This is a genomic window from candidate division KSB1 bacterium (assembly GCA_034506395.1).
Lineage (GTDB): Bacteria > Zhuqueibacterota > Zhuqueibacteria > Thermofontimicrobiales > Thermofontimicrobiaceae > Thermofontimicrobium.
On the sequence record JAPDPQ010000054.1, the window covers coordinates 1 to 21058 of the forward strand.

Consider the following 21058-nt stretch of genomic DNA (forward strand, 5'->3'; position numbering starts at 1 on the left):
AATATTAAACAGAATACAGCCAATGGTGATAACCACAAAGTAGTTGATGAATTCGGCAATATATTTGGTAGCACTCATGTGACCCTCCTAAATGGTTTTTGGCTTCTGGCTTTTGGCTTTTCGCTTTTGGCTGCTGGCTATTTGCATTCCTCCTGCGACCTATCGCTTCAGCTATTCTGCAACTTTTGTTCACATTCCCAAATTTATTTTATGTCTTCCATCTGCCTTTTGACGTTTGCCATTTCATATTTCACGTCTCACACCTGCCGTTTTACAAAAAAATCCGTGATGAACCGCGCTATCCGTGTCATCCGCGTGCTATTTTTTCGGTTATTCCGAATAAAATTCGATCATCCGCTGGATGGCCCGCTGGCAGACCAGGCAGAACTTGCGCTCGCGGTTGCCGAACATCAGGCAGTTCATCATGGGACGGTACAGTCCTTTGGCGGAATATCCCGCACCCTCGAACGCGCCGACTTTATCCTCCAGATGGCGGTATTTCTCGCGCACCTGATCCATTTGCTTGTTGATCGCATCAATTTTTTTCTGAAAATCCGCCCTGACTTTGTCGATCTTGGATTTTGGTGCGCCCGATTTTTCTAATTTGTCCAATTGCTCCCGCATCTCTTTTCGATTTTTTTGAAGCTCAGCCTGCAGCGCCTCAAATTCCTCTTTGCCCCAATTAGTCGGTATGGATATGCCTGGCGAAACCAGATCCTTCCATTTGATGTTTTCGGGATCGAGCAGCGCGGTGATGTTGGGATCCGTCGGCTCAACGCCAGGGGGATAGAACTCATTATAGGCCACATCCGAGGTGTAATATTCGTCGCCCAGCCCAGCGAACGAATGGCCGAACTCGTGGATGAACACTTCTTCGCTCAGTTGGTTATCCACAGTGGAGATGGCATAAAAATTATAGATCCCGCCGCCGCCGTAACGCGGGGAGTTCACCAGAATGACGATGGCATCGTATGGCACACAGGCTGCGATGTCGTGGATCGTTCGATTATCTTCGGTCAACAAATAGCGATCCAGGTCCAGAGCATTGAACGAGGAATTCAAACTGGTCTCTTTGAAAATGCCCTCACGCGGCTGATCCACGCCGCTCTCTGGCGATGGCCGAAACACGCCGTAGATATTAAAGCGATCCTTCAGCCGATCGTAAGGTGCCACTGCAAACAGGGCTTTGATGAACCGATCCACGTCCTGTTTGAATTTATCGAACTCTTGAGCGGTGTATCCCTCGGCGAGAAAGGCGAGATCGACTTTGCTATGCGGGTGACCATTTTTCAGCGCCTCGTAGATCCAATCGCCAGAATCGGTATTCTCCCTGTTGATATGATAATCGGCAGGATCGATTCGGTATTGAAACAGCGGCTCGAGGATATTTTGCCGATTGCGGCGCTCAAACACCAATAGCACTGGCTTTTTCGGACAGGGGATCAGCACCGTCTCATGATAGGTTCGCTTGATGCCCTGAATGGCAGGATTGGTGGTGGTATATTCGCCAAAATAGGTGGCATATCCTCTTGAATAGATGAGACGATTGGACGCAATGTCATAGACTTTGATTTCATACTTGCCATGATTGAATGGATCAATTAGATGTTTGGGATTGCCAGCCCAAAGCCCTTGCAGGTACAGTTGATCGATGGTGATGAATTCCTCCTTCGCATCGCCGATGTGATAGTAATCGACCCGAAGGGTTTGGTCGAGAAAATAATCATCGAATTGGATCGGAGTTTGTGAAAAGGTAGCAAAAGGGATGATGAAAAACAGCACCAAAACAACGCTTTTTCTCATGGCTTGCTCCGAATAAAAAAAAATGAATGGTTGCCTTTCCAATCGGCCTTGCCGATGAAAGGATTGTTTCACGAGCGAAACCGCTGGAATAGAGTCCTGAAAAATGAACACATTGCGAATATCTGAATGTCACTCCTGCGCATGCAAGAGCCTTTTTATCCCATAAGATGTCACTCCTGCGCATGCAAGAGCCTTTTTATCCCATAAGATGTCACTCCTGCGCATGCAGGAGTCTCTTTATCCCATGAAATGTCACTCCTGCGAATGCAGGAGTCCCTTTATCCTTCGAATCGACAAATTCAGAGATGCCTGCATTCGCAGGCATGACATCCGTTTTGCAATGGATTCGAAGTTCGAAGGGATCAATGGTTCAGAAACCTGAGCGCTGAAAAAGAGCAAATTGATCGAATTTTGCAGAGGTCCATTCATCAATAGCAACGCATTTTAATCTGAAGGCATGCATTGCCGATCTATCATTTGTTCAAAGATTCCGCTTTTTTGAAATCGTGGCTAAAGCAGCAGCGCCAACAGCTTCAATGCGCTTTCTTTTCCGAATTCCCCAACTTCCAGCACCGGTCCGACGCAGGAGGGGCATCCGGACTTGCACTTGCATTCCGCAATCAGTTTTTTTGCTGCTTGCAATAGATCGTCATGGGCGAGAAATAGCTTTCGGCTGTAGCCAACGCCGCCTGGATAAGCATCATAAATATAAATGGTCGCCTTTTTTGAAAAAGGGGCTTTGATCATGGGAACGGTGCGCAGATCGCTGGGATCACCCATGACGAAAAATGGGGCGACGTTTTCCAGCACATTTGCTAAAGCCTTCAGGGCATCGCCCAGATCCGCTTGAGACATTTGTAATTTCTTTTCTATGTCCTCATCGAACTCCAACCAATAGGCGGTGGTATGCATCTCGAGCTCTGGCAAATGGACATTGCCCATACCGATATTCTCATGGGTGTGAAATTTTATCTTTTTATAAGCAACCGTCACCGTCGTGACGCTCACTTCGCCGTGCGCTTTGTCGCCACCCTTGACGGGTAGCGACTCAAAGACATCCAACACCTTAAGATCGGTCTTGCTCTGGGCATCGGTATAATGATCGACATCCACTTCTCGGACATACGCTTTGCGCCGCTCCCAATCCAATTTATCGACATGATATTGTCGGCTTTCATGAATATAAATAGCATCTTCATGAATCAACATCGGTGCGCTGAAGTAATCCACCTCGCCGATGACGCGATCATCATAAGTGGTATCGATAATGACAAAATTTTCGGGCGAGGCGCTGCGCAAACTGATCTCTTGGGCTGGATAAATCTCGCTGGTCCAGTGCCAGCGATTGCCCACATGATGCAAAACACCATGTTCTTCCAGATAAGAGAGCATTTCATGAGTGGCATCTACTCCGAATCGCTCGCCATCCTCGAACGGCAATTCGAAAGCCGCGCATTTGAGATGGCTCATCAGGATAATTAGGTTATTGGGATCGACGATACCAGTTTCTGGCGATCGGCCGAAAAAGTATTCGGGATGGTTGATAATGAACTGATCGATTGGGGTGCTGGAGGCGATGAGAATAGCGACCGAGGTCTCAGCCCGACGACCAGCCCGGCCAGCCTGCTGCCAGCTACTGGTAATGGTGCCGGGATATCCAGCCATTAGGCAGACCGAAAGTTGCCCAATATCGATCCCCAATTCCAGGGCATTGGTGCTCACCACCCCCAAAATCTCGCCACTGCGCAATCCACGTTCGATTTCCCGGCGCTCCAGCGGCAAATAGCCCCCTCGATAGCCGCGAATGAGCCGACCAGATCTCCCGAGCTTCTGCATGATCTCTTTTAAATAAGTCACCAGGATCTCGACGCGCAACCGGCTTCTCGCAAAAACGATGGTTTGGATTTTAGCGGCTAAAAACTTCTCCGCCAATTTCGTCGTCTCGTTCACAACCGAGCGGCGAATTCCCAGCTCATAGTTCACAATTGGCGGATTGTAGAGAATAAAATGCTTTTCCCCGGCCGGCGCGCCATTATTATCGACCAACTCGCACGGCGCCTCGATCAGCTTTTCGGTGAGCTCTTTGGGATTGCCAATGGTCGCGGAACAGCAAATGAATTGGGGGTCGCTGCCATAGAACCTGCAAACCCGCTTCAGTCGCCGGATGATATTGGCCAGATGGCTTCCAAATACGCCTCGATAATGATGAATTTCATCAATGACAACGTATTTCAAATTTTCAAACAGCTTGATCCATTTTGTATGGTGCGGTAGAATACCCTGATGCAGCATATCCGGATTGGTCACCACAATATGCCCAGCCGATCGAATAGCCTTACGCGCCGAGGCAGGTGTATCGCCATCAAAGGTATAAGTTTTGATGTTTCTATTCAAAGCCGAAGAGATGCCGTAAAGCTCGTCCAATTGATCCTGGGAGAGGGCTTTGGTTGGAAAGAGATAAAGGGAGCGCGCCTCGGGATTTTCGATCAACGCATTGAGCACTGGAATATTGTAGCAGAGGGTCTTCCCCGAAGCTGTAGGCGTCACCACCACCACATTTTTTTTATGCAGAATTGCGTCGATCGCTGTGGCTTGATGGGTGAAAAGCTTCTGGATCCCGCGGTTTTGGAGCACGCGAATGAGATCAGGATGGATGGAGGGAGGATACTCTGCGTATTGCGCCTCCTGGGCAGGGATCTTTTGCCAGTGAGTAATGTTGGCCACAATGTCCGGATCTGAACGGATGAGATCTAAAATTTGTTCAACGGTCATAAGCACTGTTTCCTATCAAAGCTACCCCCAAGATTGACTGCATATCAGATAGCTGCCATCTAAAGCCATCTGATATTGATCGTCACCCAATTGAAGATTCACACAAGCAAAAATATCATGATGAAATTTGATTCTAATGTACCGAGAAATTCAAAGCTACATTCGGAATAAAATTTTTTGGATCAAAATAAATAAAATTTCAGTAGATGTCAAGGGAAAATTTTGCGGGGACGGAAATGCCAATCCTTCTCATTTCCGTCAGTTGACTGGCAAATGTAAGGGCACCACGGATGAATACAAAGTGGAAGAAGAGATTAAGACCGAAACTTAGTGAGAAGGTGCTTTAATTTATTAAAAGGAACCTACCTGGGTAAGGCATTGGTCGTCTACGCGCCTAACATCTTCGAAAACGATGGGACTATAAAACTTTGATCCAAACTTTTCTTCTTCTTGGGCCATCGAATTCGCAGAAAAAGACCGATTGCCAAGTGCCAAATTTCGGCCGACCGTTTTCGATGATGATCGAAATTGAGCATCCCACCAGGCTGGATTTTATGTGAGCTGCAGAGTTTCCTTCAACATGGGCATAATGATCGTTAAACGGGATCGTTTTGTTCAATTCTTTCAGTATATCCACTGCTACATTCGGATCGGTGTTCTCGTTGATGATAATTCCCGCAGTGGTATGGGGCACAAATACGCAACAAATGCCATCTTTCACGCCGCTCTCGGCAATCGCTTCGCGGATCAAATGATCGATGTTAACCAGTTCCGTCCGAGACGAAGTGGATATCGAGTACTCAAGCGTTTTGGACACAGGATCTTTCCTCCCGATTTGATTCAATTTGAATTTGGCTTATCCAGCATGACCTTTGCTTTGGCTTTTGCATTCGGCTTAATGGTTGCAATCGAAAAATCTTCGAGCTATTGAATTCTGGATTTCAGCATTGAGCTGAAATGGATTTTCAAAGTCAAAGATATTGAAACTATCTTGTCTCTTCCTCGCCAGACCGATAAGATTTTCATTTGGCATTTTTCATCAAGTTTTTCGCTCCTTTTTCTTAGCCGCCGGAAACAGAATATTATTCAAAATCAATCGATAGCCAGGGGAATTTTTATGCAGCGACAATTGGGTCTCTGGATCACCGACGAAATGCTGGTAATCTTCAGGGTCGTGACCGCCATAAAACGTGAAAGTCCCCCGTCCAATATTGCCGTGAATGTATTTCACCTGCTCAGTGCCTTCGGATTCCGCCATGATGACCACGGACTTTTTGATGAGACTCTTTTTAAACCCTGTGGTTTGTCCCATAAAACCCTTGATCACTGACACATGATTTTGCGTCAGCATGGTAGGAACGGGGTCCCATTTAGCTGAAAAATCGAACAGCGTAAAATAATCGCTCTCTGGTCGCCGCAGGATGGGGTTATCGCTGGGAGGAATATCGATATCGGAGAATTCATAGATCATGGGATCGGTGATGACTTTGAAATTTTCGAACGCATAGCATTTGTTGAAATCGAGTTTTTGCTGGCAATTTGGATCGATGGGGTCACCATCAAATACCGCATCGCAAATATCCGTGCCTTCTGCAGCAAGGGCGATGTCGTAAGTGTCGGTTCCCGAACACATGGCAAAAAGAAATCCGCCTCGCAGCACATATTCATGAATCATCTTCGCCACAGCCAATTTCAATTGCGATACCTTTTTAAATCCCATCTCCTTTGCCATCGCCTCGTTAATTTGAACCATCTCGATATACCAAGGCGCATTGCGATAGTTGCGATAAAATTTGCCGTACTGGCCTGTAAAATCCTCATGATGCAAATGCAGCCAATCATATTTCTCAAGTTCACCGCGAAGGACCTCTTTATCCCATAATTTGGTGTAGGGGACTTCGGCATAATCCAATGCCAAGGCTACGGCATCATCCCATTTGGTCTCCCTGGGCGATTGATAAATAGCGATCTCTGGCGCCTTTTCCAACAACACCACTTCCATATTGTTCTCTTCAATCGTGGCATAAATTTGAGCCGCCTGCGTTCCTGAAATGTTTTCGTATGAAACGCCTCTGATGCGTAACTCCCGCTCGATTGCCGCATTGTAATCCGTCAAAAACGATCCCCCTCGATAATTGAGCAGCCACTCCACATTGATCCCTTTCTGCAAGGTCCAATAAGCCACACCGTACGCCTTCAAATGATCTGTCTGCTTCAGATCCATGGGGATCAGGATTTTTTGGGAGAAAGCGGGGGTCGAAAATATTATCATTGCAATTGAAATAATTTTCAGGAAACAAATTTGACGCATACGTTAACCTGTGATAAAGTGCTTTTAATTTACCCATTCCTTACTTAAAATTTTATCTTGAAAACAGAAAATTGATCCCACCAAATCAACAATTTTTCACCCAAATTAGCCGATTACCGAATTACCTTATTGCCTCTTTCGAGGCCCCGAATCCGCTTTCGCACCTCTTCGAGGAACACACTATTCGGATAACTGGCCAATACCACCTCATACGCCTGCTGCGCCTTGGAATATTCTTTCAATCCAACCTCATAAATCTCACCGATCATCTTCTGGGCCAGATCGCAATGCACGCTTTGAGGCTGTTTTTGAATCAGGGTCTGAAAGGCGGATAATGCTTGCTGGTAACGGCCCAACTGATATTCCAGTTGACCGATTCTGAGCCAGGCATCATCCAGCAAAGTTTCAGCATTGCTGTTTTGAGCAATTTCATAAAATATTTTTAAAGCCTTTTCATACTGCTTTTGCTCGATCAATAGACTGGCCGTTGCAAATTTTTTCAGCCATTCAGGAGATCCCTTGTTCTCTTCAATGAACAGCACAAAGTCGATGGCATCGTTAACATAAAAACCAGCCTTGTCATCGGTGATATTCACTGGTTCAGATTTGATCTGTGAGAAGCTTTTTAATGCTGCATCGAAATTCCCGTTCCAATAATCGATCTTACCTATTTCAAGCAGCGCCCTTTTTTCCACATCATCATTCCCCCTATATCTCGCGGCCATCTGGTTGTACCAATTTTTGGCCTGATCTAGTAAGCCCCGCATAATGTAACAATCGCCGATCCGAAACATGGCCTCAAAATTGAGCTCTGGTTGTCCAGGATTTTTCAGCACATTTTGAAAATAACCTTCAGCTTCTTCTGGAACTGAAAAATGATCCAGCTTGATGACGCCGATGCGATATAAGCTCTGCTTGGCGAGGGGCGAGTTTTTCAACGTATTGATAATCTCCTGATAAATGAGCACCGCGCTGGTAAAATCACCTAATTTCTCATAGGCATTCGCAAGACCATATTTGGCGTTCGCTGCATAAGGAGAATCTGGGTACCGGGTCAGCAACATCTGATAAGCCTGGGCCGCAAATTGATATTTGCCATCATTAAAAGCGCCCTGGGCAAAAGTAAATAGCTGATTGCCAATTTTCTGCTTGTCTCGTTCGGGGCGAGTAACAAGATACTCATCGATGAGTGAAAATTCCTCCATCGCAGCTTGATAATTTGAGCTGCGCATGTAAAATGAGGCCAATAAATTTCGCAAAGCGATATTGCTGCTGTTTTCCTTAATCTTTTGCATCAAGAGTCGTTCGATCTGAGGGATCAGCTCTGGTTCGTCGGCCAAATTGGTGATGCTTTGCTCAACAAAAGAATACTGTTCAGGATAAAGCCCCAAATAGTCCAGATATAATGCAATTGCTTTCTCGTAATCCATTCTTGCTTGATGTAAATTAGCCAGCTCAAGGATAAAAAGATGATGATCTTTCATCGTCGAGCGACCTTTTTCATAGACCTTGATCGCCTCATCATATAATCGATTGGAGATCATAGCTGCCGCCACAATCTGATAAATCGATGGATTTTTGGGATTCTTTTGAATCATCGCATTCCAAGCTGACAACGCCTGTTCCACCTGACCCAATTTGTAATACGCGTCTCCCAAATCCGCCTCAATCAGCGGCGAGGGATTCGTCACCAGCATCTGCTGCACTGCCGCCAACGCCTGATCGAATTGCTTCAAATTGGTCAGATTTTGTTTCACGCCCCGATAATAAACCACATTCTGCGGCTCATCCCGCCACAGGCGCTGATATATTTCCAGCGCCCGAGCAAACTGCCCCAATTGTTCATAGCTCCGAGCTAGGCTCAATAGCCGTTCCGTTTGAATCTGTTGTTGCGTCCTTTGTTGCTGGGCATAAGCGGTCGACACTAAAAATATCAGAATGAATATTTTTTTTATCATGATGATACCAGAAACTTTCTATTCAATAAAATTTGACCCAATTTGCTCATCAAAATTCAACAGCCTATAGATGCCATTTCGAGCGAAGCGAGAAATCTGTTTATTGTACCGACCTAATCTTACAAATAAAGAGATTCCTCACTGCGCTTCGGTTCGTTCGGAATGACATGACTGAATTTAATCTGACATATTTACCATAAAATTTATTCCCCCACAGAATTGGGATCCCACAAAAATATGACCTCTAATATGCTTTTGAAACGATATCCAAATCACAAATGAAAGCAATTTTGTGGGACACCATTTCTGTGGGAGAAAATTCTTTTTATTTCTGTTCTGAACTTCCAGCCGCCTCTTTCATCAACGCCTCAAAATATTTCCGAATTAACTCCTGATAATCTCTGGTATAGCCTTCTTTCAGTGCCTTCAGAAGATCACGCTGGATTTGAATGGATCGTTCTCCCAGATCGGGAGGCAGATCGCCTGGATTGATGGGAAGATATTTTTTTGCCGTCTCTGCCTTGCGCTTGCGGCTGTAATCCTCTTTTCTCACTGATTTCTGGGCATCCAATAGCCGTTGCAGGATGCGCTGTTGGCGATTGATGGTTCGCTGGCTCACTTTTCGTTGCTGCAGATCTTCCACCACTTCCGCCATCTCTTTGCCGATCTGATCCAATCGACCCAATACATCCGATCGCTCGCCATATTCACGGGCCAATTGCTCCATGGATTTTCTCAGCGCCTCCTGCTGGGCAGCCAATCGAGCCATGGCTGCCTGTTGTTCAAGCGACATCTGTGGCCCCATGCCCAATTCCAGCGTCTGCTGATTGATGCCCTGCTGTTGAGCCGCCATCTGATTTAATTGCTGCATCAATTCTTCCAATCCAGAAGCCGAGGATGCGCTGGCAAGGCTGTTCATGGCGTTCATGGTCTCTTTGATCGCTTCGTTGAGGCTGATCATCGATTGCTGTTGGGAGCGTGCCGCCTGGGCCGAATTTCTGGCTTCCAGTTGCGACAGCGCCTCGCCCATCTTTTGCAGCGATTGTCCAACGGCTCGTCCCATCTGCGGCGAGACAAAAAACGTCTTTTGCGACAGCGCTGCCATCTCCTCTATTACCCGAGCCAGCGCATTGGCCAAATCCTGTTGCTTATCCGCCACCTCGTTGATCTGCGGACTGTTGCGATCCAATCTGCGGCTTCGATCCACCAGTTTTTCCTGCTCTTTGGACAATTGCAACAGTTTGTAAGACAAATTTTTCAGCGCAGCCATGACCTGCTGCTTTTGCGATTCGACCAAATCTCGTTTGGCGGCACTGAGCAGATCGAACAGTTCAGACAAAGAATTTTGCGCCATTTGTCCGCTCTGCCGAGCGCCCTGCATATTTCCCGATTGCAGTTTCGATTTCGCTTGATCCATGTTATTGAGCAAGCCCTGTTTTGCCATCTGCTGCAATGCCGCTTCCAATTTATCCGATGGCATATCGAGAAACTCGCCCATGTTATTCTTCAACTGACTCGTCTCGGACAGCAGATCTGAGGCGCTATTTTTCAAATTCTCCTGTTGCTTTGCCAGCTCATTTTGTTGCTCTCGGGAAGCTGACTGATTCATCTGCTCGTTCAGTGCGATCTGCTGTTGCAGCAATTGCTCCGCCTTTTTCACCAGCTCATCCAATTTTTGCTCAATCTGCAAGCGCTTCAAAATATTTAACGTCTTTTCGATATTCTTGAGAAATTCCTCCTGCGTGAAATTTAGCTGCTCCATGGCCTGGCGCACCAATTCCTGATCCAGGTTCTGCGCCGCCTGGTTCAATTTTTTTATCAACTCTTTCAACTCATCGGTCAAAATTTCGTTCAACAACTGCTGCAATTCCTGATATTTTTGTAAGGTTTCCAGGCTCAGCAGATCATTCCGCTCCATTCGGTCTATCATCTGATCCAGTTGCTGCTTAACATCCTCCAATGATTGCTCCAGTTGCTTTTGCTTATTGAGAATATCTTCGACCTGTTGTTTTTCTTCCCACTTCATTTCTGGATTCTGCTTGATCTCCTCAACCAGCCTTTCGACATTTTCTTTCAGATCCTTGCTTTGCTCATATAAACTTTCAAAACTATCGTAGGTCTCCTCCTGTTCTCTGCTCACCTCAGCAAAAATTTCTTCCAGCGTAGGGAAGCGCGCCGAATAGACCAGGCTTTTGGTGCGCTTCGGCCCAGAAACATCATCATTATCAAAAACCTCAGCAAAGTACCTGACCACATCGCCTGCAAACAGATCGAGCGCGGTCAAATCCCAATTATATTCAAGTAAAATTTTCTCTCGCTGTAACCCTTCGATGGGCAAAGGGAGATACTTCACCGTGGTGTCGGCAAACGGCACCTGGGGCTTGATCACCTGATAGCCCAATCGCAAATCAGAAAAGCCGAAATCATCTTCCGCCTCGATGGTCAGTGGCAATAGCATCTCCTCGGTGATATCGACATCCCTGCCAGGAGCGGTGATCGAAATCGTCGGATAAATATCGGGGATAATCGCTATCCGATATTCGATGGGATCTTTGCTCTGGAAATTAGTCACATCGGCCAATTCGATATGATAGCTGCCATCCCCAACGGCTTTGAACGTCCCCCTGGCTCGATTAGCGGTGACCTCAAGCTCCGTCTCTTTTTGATTATTAAAAATCAATTTCGCCGTTGCCAGATTTTTATTGGAATGTAAATTGATCTCCACCAACGAGCCTTTCAGGCAGTTGATGTCCCCAACATTTTCTTCCAGAAATTTGGGACTGATGCGGGAATAATTCGGCGGCGTCACTTTGACCTGCAGATAGCGCACCAGCGGCAGCTCTATCACCGAAATCAGGTATTTGGGCGTAGTCACATTTTCCACCGAAAAATAATACTCGGTCGAATCCTGCAAATGCTCGATCTTGTATTTGAACAAATTCTCCTTATCAGGATAGACCGTATGGGAGAATTCGGCGTCCGTGTTGACCTCTTTCAGATTGAGATTGATCTTCTCAGGCATCCTGCCCGAAACCCTCGCCGTAATCTCAATGGATTCATTTTTCAATTTCTGAACGTTACCAGGCGCAACCGAAATTTGAAAATCTGGCGCTTTGGTGAATTCCATATTGGGATGCAGCAGCCGATAACCTGCCTGGTAAAAATTTTGAGCGAAGAACATAACGACCAAAAGGTACGCCATTCCCACAAATCCAACCAGCTTGCCCGCCTTTTTCACAGGCCTGGTCGAAACCGATTTCTCAAAATTGATCTCCCTGACCTGTTCATCGATCTCCAGCAACGCCTGATCCATCAAATCCGTAGAATAGCCATGCACATTATTGAACCGCAGCGGAAAAACCTGGATGGTATTCACCAATTTATCCCCGATGGCGGGGAAATGATCCCCGATCTTATGCGCAATCGCCGTATCCGAGGGATGATTTTTTCTGAATAAAATCGACCAGCCAGGGATACCGATCCAAAAAGCCGCCGCCACCGTTAGGGTCGAAATCAAGATGAGATCAAGGGCGATTCTCCCGCCGCTTTTAAAACCGAACATGTACTCCAATAACACAACCAACAAAATAGCGCCCAGTCCCACGCTGATAAAATTGATCAATCCGCTGAGTAGCGAAACGAGCTTCTCCTTGTTGCGCACAGCGGCGATTCGTTTTAATAGGGTGGAATATTTTTCTTGTAAATTATCCATCATTTATCATTCCCATAAAGAAAAGATGACTCTCAGAAAAATTCGACATAAGATTAAACTCAATATTTGAGGGAAACGTTCAATAGCGAAAAATACATTTTATTGAATTTCTTAATCAATTGGAAACTTAGCTTTGATCTTTTGTTAGAGCGCTTTAATTAAATTTGAGCGTTATAAAATACAATTCTATTTTTGTAAGTTTTTAAGCATTTATCGCCAGCCGAGATTTATGACTCATGAAGATTATCATTCCATAATCACCCAATTTTACTCGAACGTTTTAGACTAGGCTTTTTGACAATTTGAATTAACCATTTTCTGCTTTTATTTGGAGGGCATCATCTTTGCTCATATCCTTGTTATCGACCGCTTGGTAGCGTAGTGCCATTCTCCAGGCTTGTTAATTGCTAATAGTTTGCCACAACTTTTGTAGCTGTATTATTAAAAACCTTATTTGACTATTATGTGAGATAAAATCAATTACCCTGCCTATTGTCTGATTTTCGTCAATGCGAGCATATTCAATTTTGCCATGTACAATTTATTAGCTCTTGCATCATAGAGATATTTTGAGCGTCAGCGATATTTATCCTTACTATGAAAGGTGAAATTAATTGTACAAATCTTTAATCTGAAAAATACATTTATAAAATTTTATTTGGTATTAAAAAGCTGAAAATTATATGCCCCTTCACACTCAATTGATCAAAAAATAGCCTATCGATCCAAAAATCTCTGAATCCCTTCCCTTTGTCTTGCATCTAATTATCAAACTTTAAGCGATTTGAGCTTTTCCAGAGAACCAAAAAATATTTTTTTAAATTTAAACACGACTGAAGCAGTCTTATTTTCGTATTAGATTTTTTCCAAAAGATGATCAGCAAATCCGAACATATTATCTTGAACCGTGAAGGCATTGCAGCCTTTCGACCAGCGATGACGATTTCAGAAATTGGTATCATTAGCTTGGAAGCGGCGGAGCGATTGATGCAAAGGCTCGCTCAACAGCGCCTGGCCGATCAGATTCCCGATACGATCTTGTTGCTCTCTCATCCGCCGAGCCTGGCAGTTGGCGCCAGAGAACTGAATCCAGCGGATCTGTTGCTGCCGCTGTCGTATTTTGAAGGCCAGGGGATTTATCTGCACCAACATGTGCGTGGCGGCGGCCTGACTTATCATTGGCCAGGGCAATTGGTCTGCTACCCGATTCTGAAATTGCAGCCTCATGAGCAAAATATCGGAAAATACATGTACAAGCTGGAAGAGGTCGGATTGCGAACGTTGAAAGATCTCGGCATTGTAGCTGAGCGCAAGCGAGACAAAGCCGCTCAAATCGGGCTGTGGTTGGGTAACAATAAAATCGCTTCCATGGGCATTCATGTTTCCAGATGGATCACCAGTTGGGGCTTTGCTCTGAATCTTTACGGAGATAAATCCCCAGCCGATTTTATTCGCCCCTGCGGATTGGAAGGCGTGAAATTGATTACCGCAGAAGAAATTTTGGGATTTGCACCATCGAAGCAATGGGTAACGAATCGGTTGGTGTCTCATTTTGCAGAAGTTTTTGAGAGAGAAATTGAAATTCCAAAAAACAAGTTCCAAATAACAAACAAATTTCAAATCCAAGGTTTTAATAGCAAAATTTAGAACCGCTAATTTCACGAATTTTTCGAATTTCGCTAATTGATATTTTATGACAATTTAAAAATAGCAAACAAGAATAAGCCTTGAGAGTAACATGCAATGGAATTCAATTCGTGAAATTGGCATAATTAGCGAAATTAGCGGTCACCATTCGAGTAAGGGAGTGAATATGAAACCAAAATTGATTCAATATCTCGACGAAAAAGGCAATGCCGATGAGAAGGCCATTGCCGATATTACTGAAGAGCAAATGTTCAAAATGTATCGATTGATGAATTTGACCAGGATGTGGAACGACAAAGCCCTGTCGCTGCAACGCCAGGGAAGATTGGGCACCATGGCCTCGGTTCGGGGACAGGAGGCGTCCAATGTCGGTATGGCCATGCCGTTACAGGCAGGCGATTGGTTCGTGCCTGCGTTTCGGGAATATGGCGCCATGTTTACTTTGGGCATTTCGATGAAAGATCAACTCATGTACTGGGGCGGTGATGAACGAGGCGCTCGCATCCCCGATCATCTCCGAATTGCCAATGTCTGCATCACGGTCGGCGCTCATTTGACCCATGCGGTAGGAATTGCCATTGCCGCCAAAATCAAAGGCGAGAAAAGCATGGCGCTCTCTTCCTCAGGGGATGGCTCGACCTCGCAGGGCGATTTTCATGAGAGCCTGAATATGGCAGCTGTGTTCAAAGCGCCTGTGGTGTTCGTGATTCAAAACAACCATTGGGCGATCTCAGTGCCATTCGAGAAACAGACGGCCACGGAAACCATCGCCGAAAAGGCTGCGGCCTATGCCATCGATGGCGTTCGGGTGGATGGCAACGATGTATTTGCCGTCTACAAAACAGTGAAAAAATATGCGGATCGAGCACGGGAGGAACACAAGCCCGCACTGATCGAACTGGTAACGTATCGCATGGGCGATCATACCACAGCCGACGATGCCACCCGTTATCGCAAACCTGAAGAAGTCGCCGAATGGGCCAAAAAAGATCCCATCGATCGGCTGCGAATTTACCTCATGGCGAAGCACGGCTGGACCGAGGAAAAAGAGAAGCAGTTGATCGAAGAACTGACGCAAGAAATCGAACAAACGGTTCGAGAGTACGAAGCGGTTGAATCCCCTGATCCGACCAATATGTTCAAATACATGTATGCGGAAATGCCCTGGATTCTCAAGGAGCAGATGGAAGAAGTTCGGATGCTCTATAATAGGTAACTGGGTGATTGGGTAATTGGGTAATTAGGTAAATTGGTAATTGAGATGAATGAGCTAAGGAGAATTGGAGTGCTGGAGTTTTGGAGGATTGGGGTGCAAGCCTGTAAGATTCCAGGTATCATTACTCCATGACTTTAAGAGATCTGGAAGAGATAAATTTTTCTGTCATTCCGAACGGAGCGCAGCGGAGTGAGGAATCTATATTTCTCTTGCACTCAATTAATTAATCAGATTTCTCTCCGCCAATTGGCGGGTCGAAATGACATTTTTTATTTTTCAGGAATCTCTAATGATACGAACAATTCGTTGTTGTAAATTTTGAATAAATTTTTTGTGAATTTATACCGTTAAGGAGATAAATAGCAATGGCAAAGAAAACCATGATACAAGCGATCAATGAGGCATTGCATCAGAAGATGGCTGATGACCCGACCGTGGTGGTGCTGGGAGAAGATGTGGGGGTCGATGGTGGTGTGTTTCGGGCAACGGTCGGATTAATTGAGAAATTTGGTGAAGCTCGGGTGATGGATACCCCGTTGGCGGAATCGTCAATTGTCGGCGCTAGCGTGGGCATGGCGTTGAACGGTTTGAAGCCCATCCCTGAGATTCAATTTAGTGGGTTTATCTATCAGGCGTTCGATCAGATTTTAAACCACGTGGCTCGCTATCGGCATCGCAGCCAGGGCCGCTACCAGATGCAGATGGTCATTCGAGCGCCTTATGGGGCAGGCGTCAAGGCGCTGGAGCATCACTCCGAGAGCACGGAAGCCCATTTTGCACACCTGCCTGGAATAAAAGTCGTCATTCCTTCCTCGCCTCGGGATGCCAAGGGCTTATTGATTTCGGCGATCGAAGATCCCGATCCCGTTGTCTTTTTCGAGCCGATTCGGCTCTATCGCTTAAAGAAAGAGGAAGTGCCCGACGAAATGTATCGCATCCCCATTGGCAAGGCCAACGTGGTCAAAGAAGGCAAAGATATCACCATTATCGCCTGGGGCTCGATGGTGCCGATCTCACTAGAGGCTGCCGATCACGTCTCCAAAGAGGGCGTGGATGCGGAGGTGATCGACCTACGAACCATTTCGCCGTTCGATATCGAGGCGATTACCAAATCGGTGGAGAAAACGGGGCGAGCGGTGATCGTCCATGAGGCGCCCAAGCTTTTCGGTGTCGGCGCTGAGCTGGCTGCCCAGATCGGCGAACGCTGCCTGTTACATTTGTTGGCTCCTGTGTACCGAGTGACGGGCTACGACATCATTCCCCCATTGTCCAAATTAGAAGATTACAATTATCCGAATTCAGAGAAAGTTGTGCGAGCGATCCATAAAACCATGGAGTTTTAGTTATGAGATATATCTTTCGACTGCCCGATGTGGGCGAAGGAATTCATGAAGCCGAAATCGTCAGCTATGAAGTCCAGGTCGGTGATCTGGTGAAGGCGGATCAGGTGATCATCAAAATCGAAACCGACAAAGCCGTGGTCACGCTGCCTGCACCCGCCGATGGCAAAGTAGTGGAGATTCCGCATAAGCCTGGCGATACAGTTTCAGTCGGCGATCCGATCATCATTTTGGAAACAGAAAAGGTGGTGGCAGAAGAAGTTCCTGAGAAAGTTGTTGAAAAACCTGCCAAAGTTGAGATGGCGGCTGAGGTCGCTGCTCCACCAGTGACGATTAAACGAGAAAAAGTTTTAGAAGAAATACCAGTAGCGCCCAGACGAGTGTTGGCCACGCCGCACACTCGGCATCTGGCAAGGGAACTGGGGGTGGACATCACTACGGTAAAAGGAACGGGACCGAACGGGCGCATTACCGATGACGATGTACGACGAGCCGTGAAAGAGGCGCCTGCTCCACCTCCAAAAATTCCTCGTGCTGCGGCCGTGAGCCATGAGCCATCGACGTTGGGATTCGATTTCGAGAAATATGGCCCGACCCGCCGAGAGCCGCTCAAGGGCGTCCGCAAGCGCATTGCCGAAGTAATGGTCCGATCGTTCTCGACCATCCCCCATGTCACCCATGCCGACGAGGCGGATGTGACCGATCTGCTTGAGGTGATCAAACGCCAGAAGCCGATCGCCGAGCAACGGGGCATCAAATTGACCATCACCGCTTTTATCACCAAAGCCGTGGTCTCGGCATTGCAGAGATTCCCCGAGGTGAATACCTCGCTGGATGAAGAGACGGGCGAGATCGTTTACAAAGATTATTACCATATCGGCATCGCTACCGATACGGAGCAGGGATTGATGGTGCCTGTTGTGAAAGATGCGGATAAAAAGAGCATCCTGCAAATCGCCAAAGATATTCAGGATCTGGCCGCCAAGGCCCGCAATCGAGAGATCGATTTGGAAGAATTGCGGGGCGGAACGTTCAGCATCACCAATCCAGGCAGTATCGGAGGCATCCACGCCACGCCGATCATCCAGCATCCGCAGGTGGCCATACTGGGCGTCCTGGCCGCTCGGAAAAAGCCCGTCGTCAAAGACGATCAGATCGTGATCCGAACCATGATGCCGCTGGTGGTCTCGTTCGATCATCGTTTGCTCGATGGAGCCACCATGGCCCGATTCATGAATCACATCATCGATCTGCTCTCGGATCCGATGAAAATGCTGGTGGATGTGGTGTAGATTTGGGACCATTATTTGATATAGATTAAATTCCAAAAATCAAAATATAAAAAATAAATAAATCTCAAATTCTAATAGACAAATTTCAAACGAAATCTGTCTTTTTACCTTAGATGAGCTATGATTCTGAAAAATTGCAATAGTGTTGTCATTCCGAACGGAGCGCAGCGGAGTGAGGAATCTTAAACTATATTGCGTTGATTGATTAACCAGATTCCTCCCCGTCCGCCGTTCGGCTATTGGCGTCAACTTAAGAATGGAATGTTATTTTGAGCTATTCGCTAACTGGCTATTAGCAATCATTTAGGAGTTTTTGTTTACAGACACCGCTGAAGCGGTCAGCAACTCCTGTTAATTTGTCATTAATGCCCGAATTCATTCGGGCTTTAATGATAAACTTATAACGCTTTCAATAACCGTTTTAACGGTTTTAGCATTTTTTAAGCTCAAATTAACAGTGATGTCTAGTGGCTGATGCTCGCAATGAAAATCTTTATCCTTTCGTTCGCTGAGGTTTACGTTAAAGGCAGTTTGGCGGACGGGTCGAAATGACGGGTTTCGTTGTATTGCAAATGGCTATAACATAATCAAAAATGCAGTTTGAAATTTGAATTTTATTTTTTGATTTTTGTCTGTATTTTGTTATTTGGTGCTTGGAATTTTTGAAATGATCAAGGATAAACAAAATTGGAGATAAAGAAATGGTAGTCGGTGATTTCACCCAAAAAGTCGAAACCGTGATTATCGGAGCTGGTCCTGGCGGCTATGTCGCCGCCATTCGGGCAGCGCAGTTGGGACAGGAAGTCGTGTTGATCGAAAAAGAATTTGTCGGTGGCGTGTGCCTCAACTGGGGTTGCATTCCCTCCAAAGCCATGATCGAAGTCTCGGGCTTGAAAAAGCACCTGGAAAAAGCAGCCGAGATGGGAATCATTGTCAAAGATGTGTCGGTGGATCTGAATCAACTGCATAAATGGAAAAACGGCGTGGTTGAAAAATTGAGAACGGGCGTCAGCTCATTGCTATCCAAAAATGGCGTAGATGTCATTCAAGGAACGGCCAGCTTCACCGAGCCAGGCAAAATTCTGGTCGCCAGCGAACACGGCATCCAGCGGTTTGAATTCAAAAATTTGATCCTTGCCACAGGCTCATCGCCCATCTCGTTGCCAGGCATCCCATTTGACCACGAACTGGTCATCGATTCGACCGATGCCCTGGGCCTGGAACAAGTGCCTGAGCGGATGGTTGTGGTCGGCGCTGGCTCTGTGGGAATCGAACTGGGATTGGTCTATGCCAAGCTTGGATCTGATGTCACGATCATCGAATTTCAGGATCAATTTCTGCCGTTTCTCGATCCCGAATTACCAAAAGTACTGGAAAAATCGTTGAAGAAAAACGGGGTGAAATTATTGCTGGGCACGAAAGTGGAACAGGTGACGCCCCGAAATGGCAAAGCAGAGATCCGCTATTCCCAGACAGGAAAGCAGACTACCATCGAAGCAGAAAAAGTGCTGGTCGCCATCGGCCGCCGCCCCAATACTCAGGATATCGGATTGGAAACCATCGGCTTGAAAGTCGATTCGAAGGGCTTTATTCAGGTGAATGAAAAGATGCAGACCCAAATTTCAGGCATCTACGCCATTGGCGACTTGGTTCAAGGACCCATGCTGGCGCATCGGGCGTCGCACATGGGCAAGATCGCTGCCGAAGTCATCTCTGGCAAACCTGCTGCATTCGATAACCTCGCCATCCCAGGCGTCATCTTCAGCGATCCCGAAATCGCCACTGTCGGCCTGACCGAAGCGCAAGCGCAACAGCAGGGCTACAAGGTGAAGGCAGGTGTTTTCCCCTTCCGAGCCCTGGGTCGAGCCATGACCATCGGCGAAACCGAAGGTCTGACCAAAGTCATCTCCGATGCCGATTCAGGCACAGTTTTGGGCGTCCACATCATCGGCCCTCACGCCTCAGATTTAATCGCTGAGGGCGCATTGGCTGTGGAATCTGCTTCTCATGTTGATGACTTAACTTTGACGATTCATGCCCATCCGACCTTGCCCGAGGGAATTGAAGAAGCAGCCGAGGCGGTGGAGAACAAAGCGATTCATATTTTCAATCCAAAAATGTAGGGCAATTTGGCAACTTGCCCCTTGTTGGTAGCCCGTTGTTCATGGTCCGTCGTGAGAATGCGATGTTAGAACAATATCAGATAACGTATAATTGATGCTTGAACCTGGCGTTTCTTTCCCCATAGGTATAGAGAGAAAAAAATAAAGAATCGGAGATAAAAAAATTGGTCACCTTTAGGGGACAAGTTTCGAAGGTAGGTAATTTAAGGTTTTTCCTTAGCAAAGTTGCCAACTGGGCGAAATGATAAATCATTTGTGAATGGTTACTAATTTTCAAACCAATTAAGCAATCGCAGGGTTGGGACAGAAATATTTGCCATCCCCCTCTATCCCCATTCAAAGGCCGATGATCAGCTATTCCCCCCTTTGAAGCGACCGCAGCAAGTATCCGCCAGGCTAGGGTGCAAGGGGGGATGTCAGAAACTATGGGCTTAGATGATCTTTTTTATTTCCCCTGTGATTGGTTACCCAATTGATGCTATATCAAAAATAAAATTAACAAGCTAACATTAGCAAAAATAGATTGAAAAAAATTTAAGAAATTGAAAAAAGGCTTGACAAATTCAAATTAATTTATTATATTATAAAAAATTAATAAAACCATAACCTATGAAAATTGACTGCTCCGAATAGTTGACGCACGGGCTTGGATTGATGATCTTTCAAATCGTTCAAGCAACTGATTACTGAAGATTGGAGACTGAGGATTACCAACTGAGAACTGCCGACTGATTTTTAGCATCTTGGGATTTGATTTATTTGAAGAAGGATGTTAAAATGAGGCAAAGAAACAATAAAAAGGGTACATTTTTTACCCCCCCCCACACACACACGCACATACTCACATAGGAATAATTGCGGATAAAAATAAATTTACTTGACAA

The 21058-nt window shown here is 46.1% G+C and carries 12 protein-coding genes; 6 read left to right on the forward strand and 6 right to left on the reverse strand.

All coding sequences use genetic code 11. From position 1 onward, the window contains the following. Nucleotides 1-330: 330 nt before the first annotated feature. Together ONB37_19580 and ONB37_19585 are read right to left on the reverse strand one after the other, a co-directional pair. Nucleotides 331-1803 (reverse strand): M64 family metallo-endopeptidase, encoded by a 1473-nt coding sequence (locus ONB37_19580; protein MDZ7402365.1) that lies wholly within the window; start codon nucleotides 1801-1803, stop codon nucleotides 331-333. A gap of 510 nt (nucleotides 1804-2313) precedes the next feature. Next, nucleotides 2314-4575 carry a DEAD/DEAH box helicase gene (locus tag ONB37_19585; GenBank protein ID MDZ7402366.1) on the reverse strand — a complete coding sequence of 754 codons (2262 nt, stop codon included), beginning with the start codon at nucleotides 4573-4575 and terminating at the stop codon, nucleotides 2314-2316. Between the two features lie 136 nt (nucleotides 4576-4711). On the opposite strand from ONB37_19585, the gene ONB37_19590 reads away from it, so the two are divergent. Then, the gene (locus ONB37_19590; protein MDZ7402367.1) at nucleotides 4712-4906 is read left to right on the forward strand and encodes a hypothetical protein; all 195 of its coding nucleotides are present in this window, start codon (nucleotides 4712-4714) and stop codon (nucleotides 4904-4906) included. An 87-nt stretch (nucleotides 4907-4993) separates the two neighbouring features. Here the strand turns inward: ONB37_19590 and ONB37_19595 are convergent, their stop codons facing one another. The 4 genes from ONB37_19595 to ONB37_19610 form a co-directional block, all read right to left on the reverse strand. After that, complete coding sequence (locus tag ONB37_19595) at nucleotides 4994-5392, reverse strand: secondary thiamine-phosphate synthase enzyme YjbQ (protein MDZ7402368.1); 399 nt, start codon at nucleotides 5390-5392, stop codon at nucleotides 4994-4996. 222 nt (nucleotides 5393-5614) lie between these two features. Beyond that, a complete protein-coding gene (locus ONB37_19600) occupies nucleotides 5615-6847 on the reverse strand; it encodes an asparagine synthetase B (GenBank protein ID MDZ7402369.1) in 1233 nt (410 codons plus the stop codon). Between the two features lie 152 nt (nucleotides 6848-6999). Then, a complete protein-coding gene (locus ONB37_19605; protein ID MDZ7402370.1) occupies nucleotides 7000-8844 on the reverse strand; it encodes a tetratricopeptide repeat protein in 1845 nt (614 codons plus the stop codon). Between the two features lie 325 nt (nucleotides 8845-9169). Beyond that, nucleotides 9170-12559 (reverse strand): DUF4175 domain-containing protein, encoded by a 3390-nt coding sequence (locus ONB37_19610; GenBank protein ID MDZ7402371.1) that lies wholly within the window; start codon nucleotides 12557-12559, stop codon nucleotides 9170-9172. An 870-nt stretch (nucleotides 12560-13429) separates the two neighbouring features. Between ONB37_19610 and lipB the strand changes: the two genes are divergently transcribed. From lipB to lpdA, 5 genes are all read left to right on the forward strand, one after another. Next, entirely contained in the window at nucleotides 13430-14203 is a 774-nt protein-coding gene (gene lipB / locus ONB37_19615; GenBank protein MDZ7402372.1) for a lipoyl(octanoyl) transferase LipB, read from the forward strand. A gap of 166 nt (nucleotides 14204-14369) precedes the next feature. After that, a complete protein-coding gene (gene pdhA, locus ONB37_19620) occupies nucleotides 14370-15419 on the forward strand; it encodes a pyruvate dehydrogenase (acetyl-transferring) E1 component subunit alpha (GenBank protein ID MDZ7402373.1) in 1050 nt (349 codons plus the stop codon). Nucleotides 15420-15784: 365 nt separating this feature from the next. After that, nucleotides 15785-16762: an alpha-ketoacid dehydrogenase subunit beta gene (locus ONB37_19625; protein ID MDZ7402374.1), complete on the forward strand. Its 978-nt coding sequence runs from the start codon at nucleotides 15785-15787 to the stop codon at nucleotides 16760-16762. 2 nt (nucleotides 16763-16764) lie between these two features. After that, nucleotides 16765-18051 carry a 2-oxo acid dehydrogenase subunit E2 gene (locus ONB37_19630; GenBank protein MDZ7402375.1) on the forward strand — a complete coding sequence of 429 codons (1287 nt, stop codon included), beginning with the start codon at nucleotides 16765-16767 and terminating at the stop codon, nucleotides 18049-18051. Nucleotides 18052-18752: 701 nt separating this feature from the next. Beyond that, nucleotides 18753-20174, forward strand: coding sequence for a dihydrolipoyl dehydrogenase (gene lpdA / locus ONB37_19635; GenBank protein MDZ7402376.1), 1422 nt, complete (start codon nucleotides 18753-18755; stop codon nucleotides 20172-20174). The last annotated feature ends 884 nt before the right edge of the window (nucleotides 20175-21058 follow it).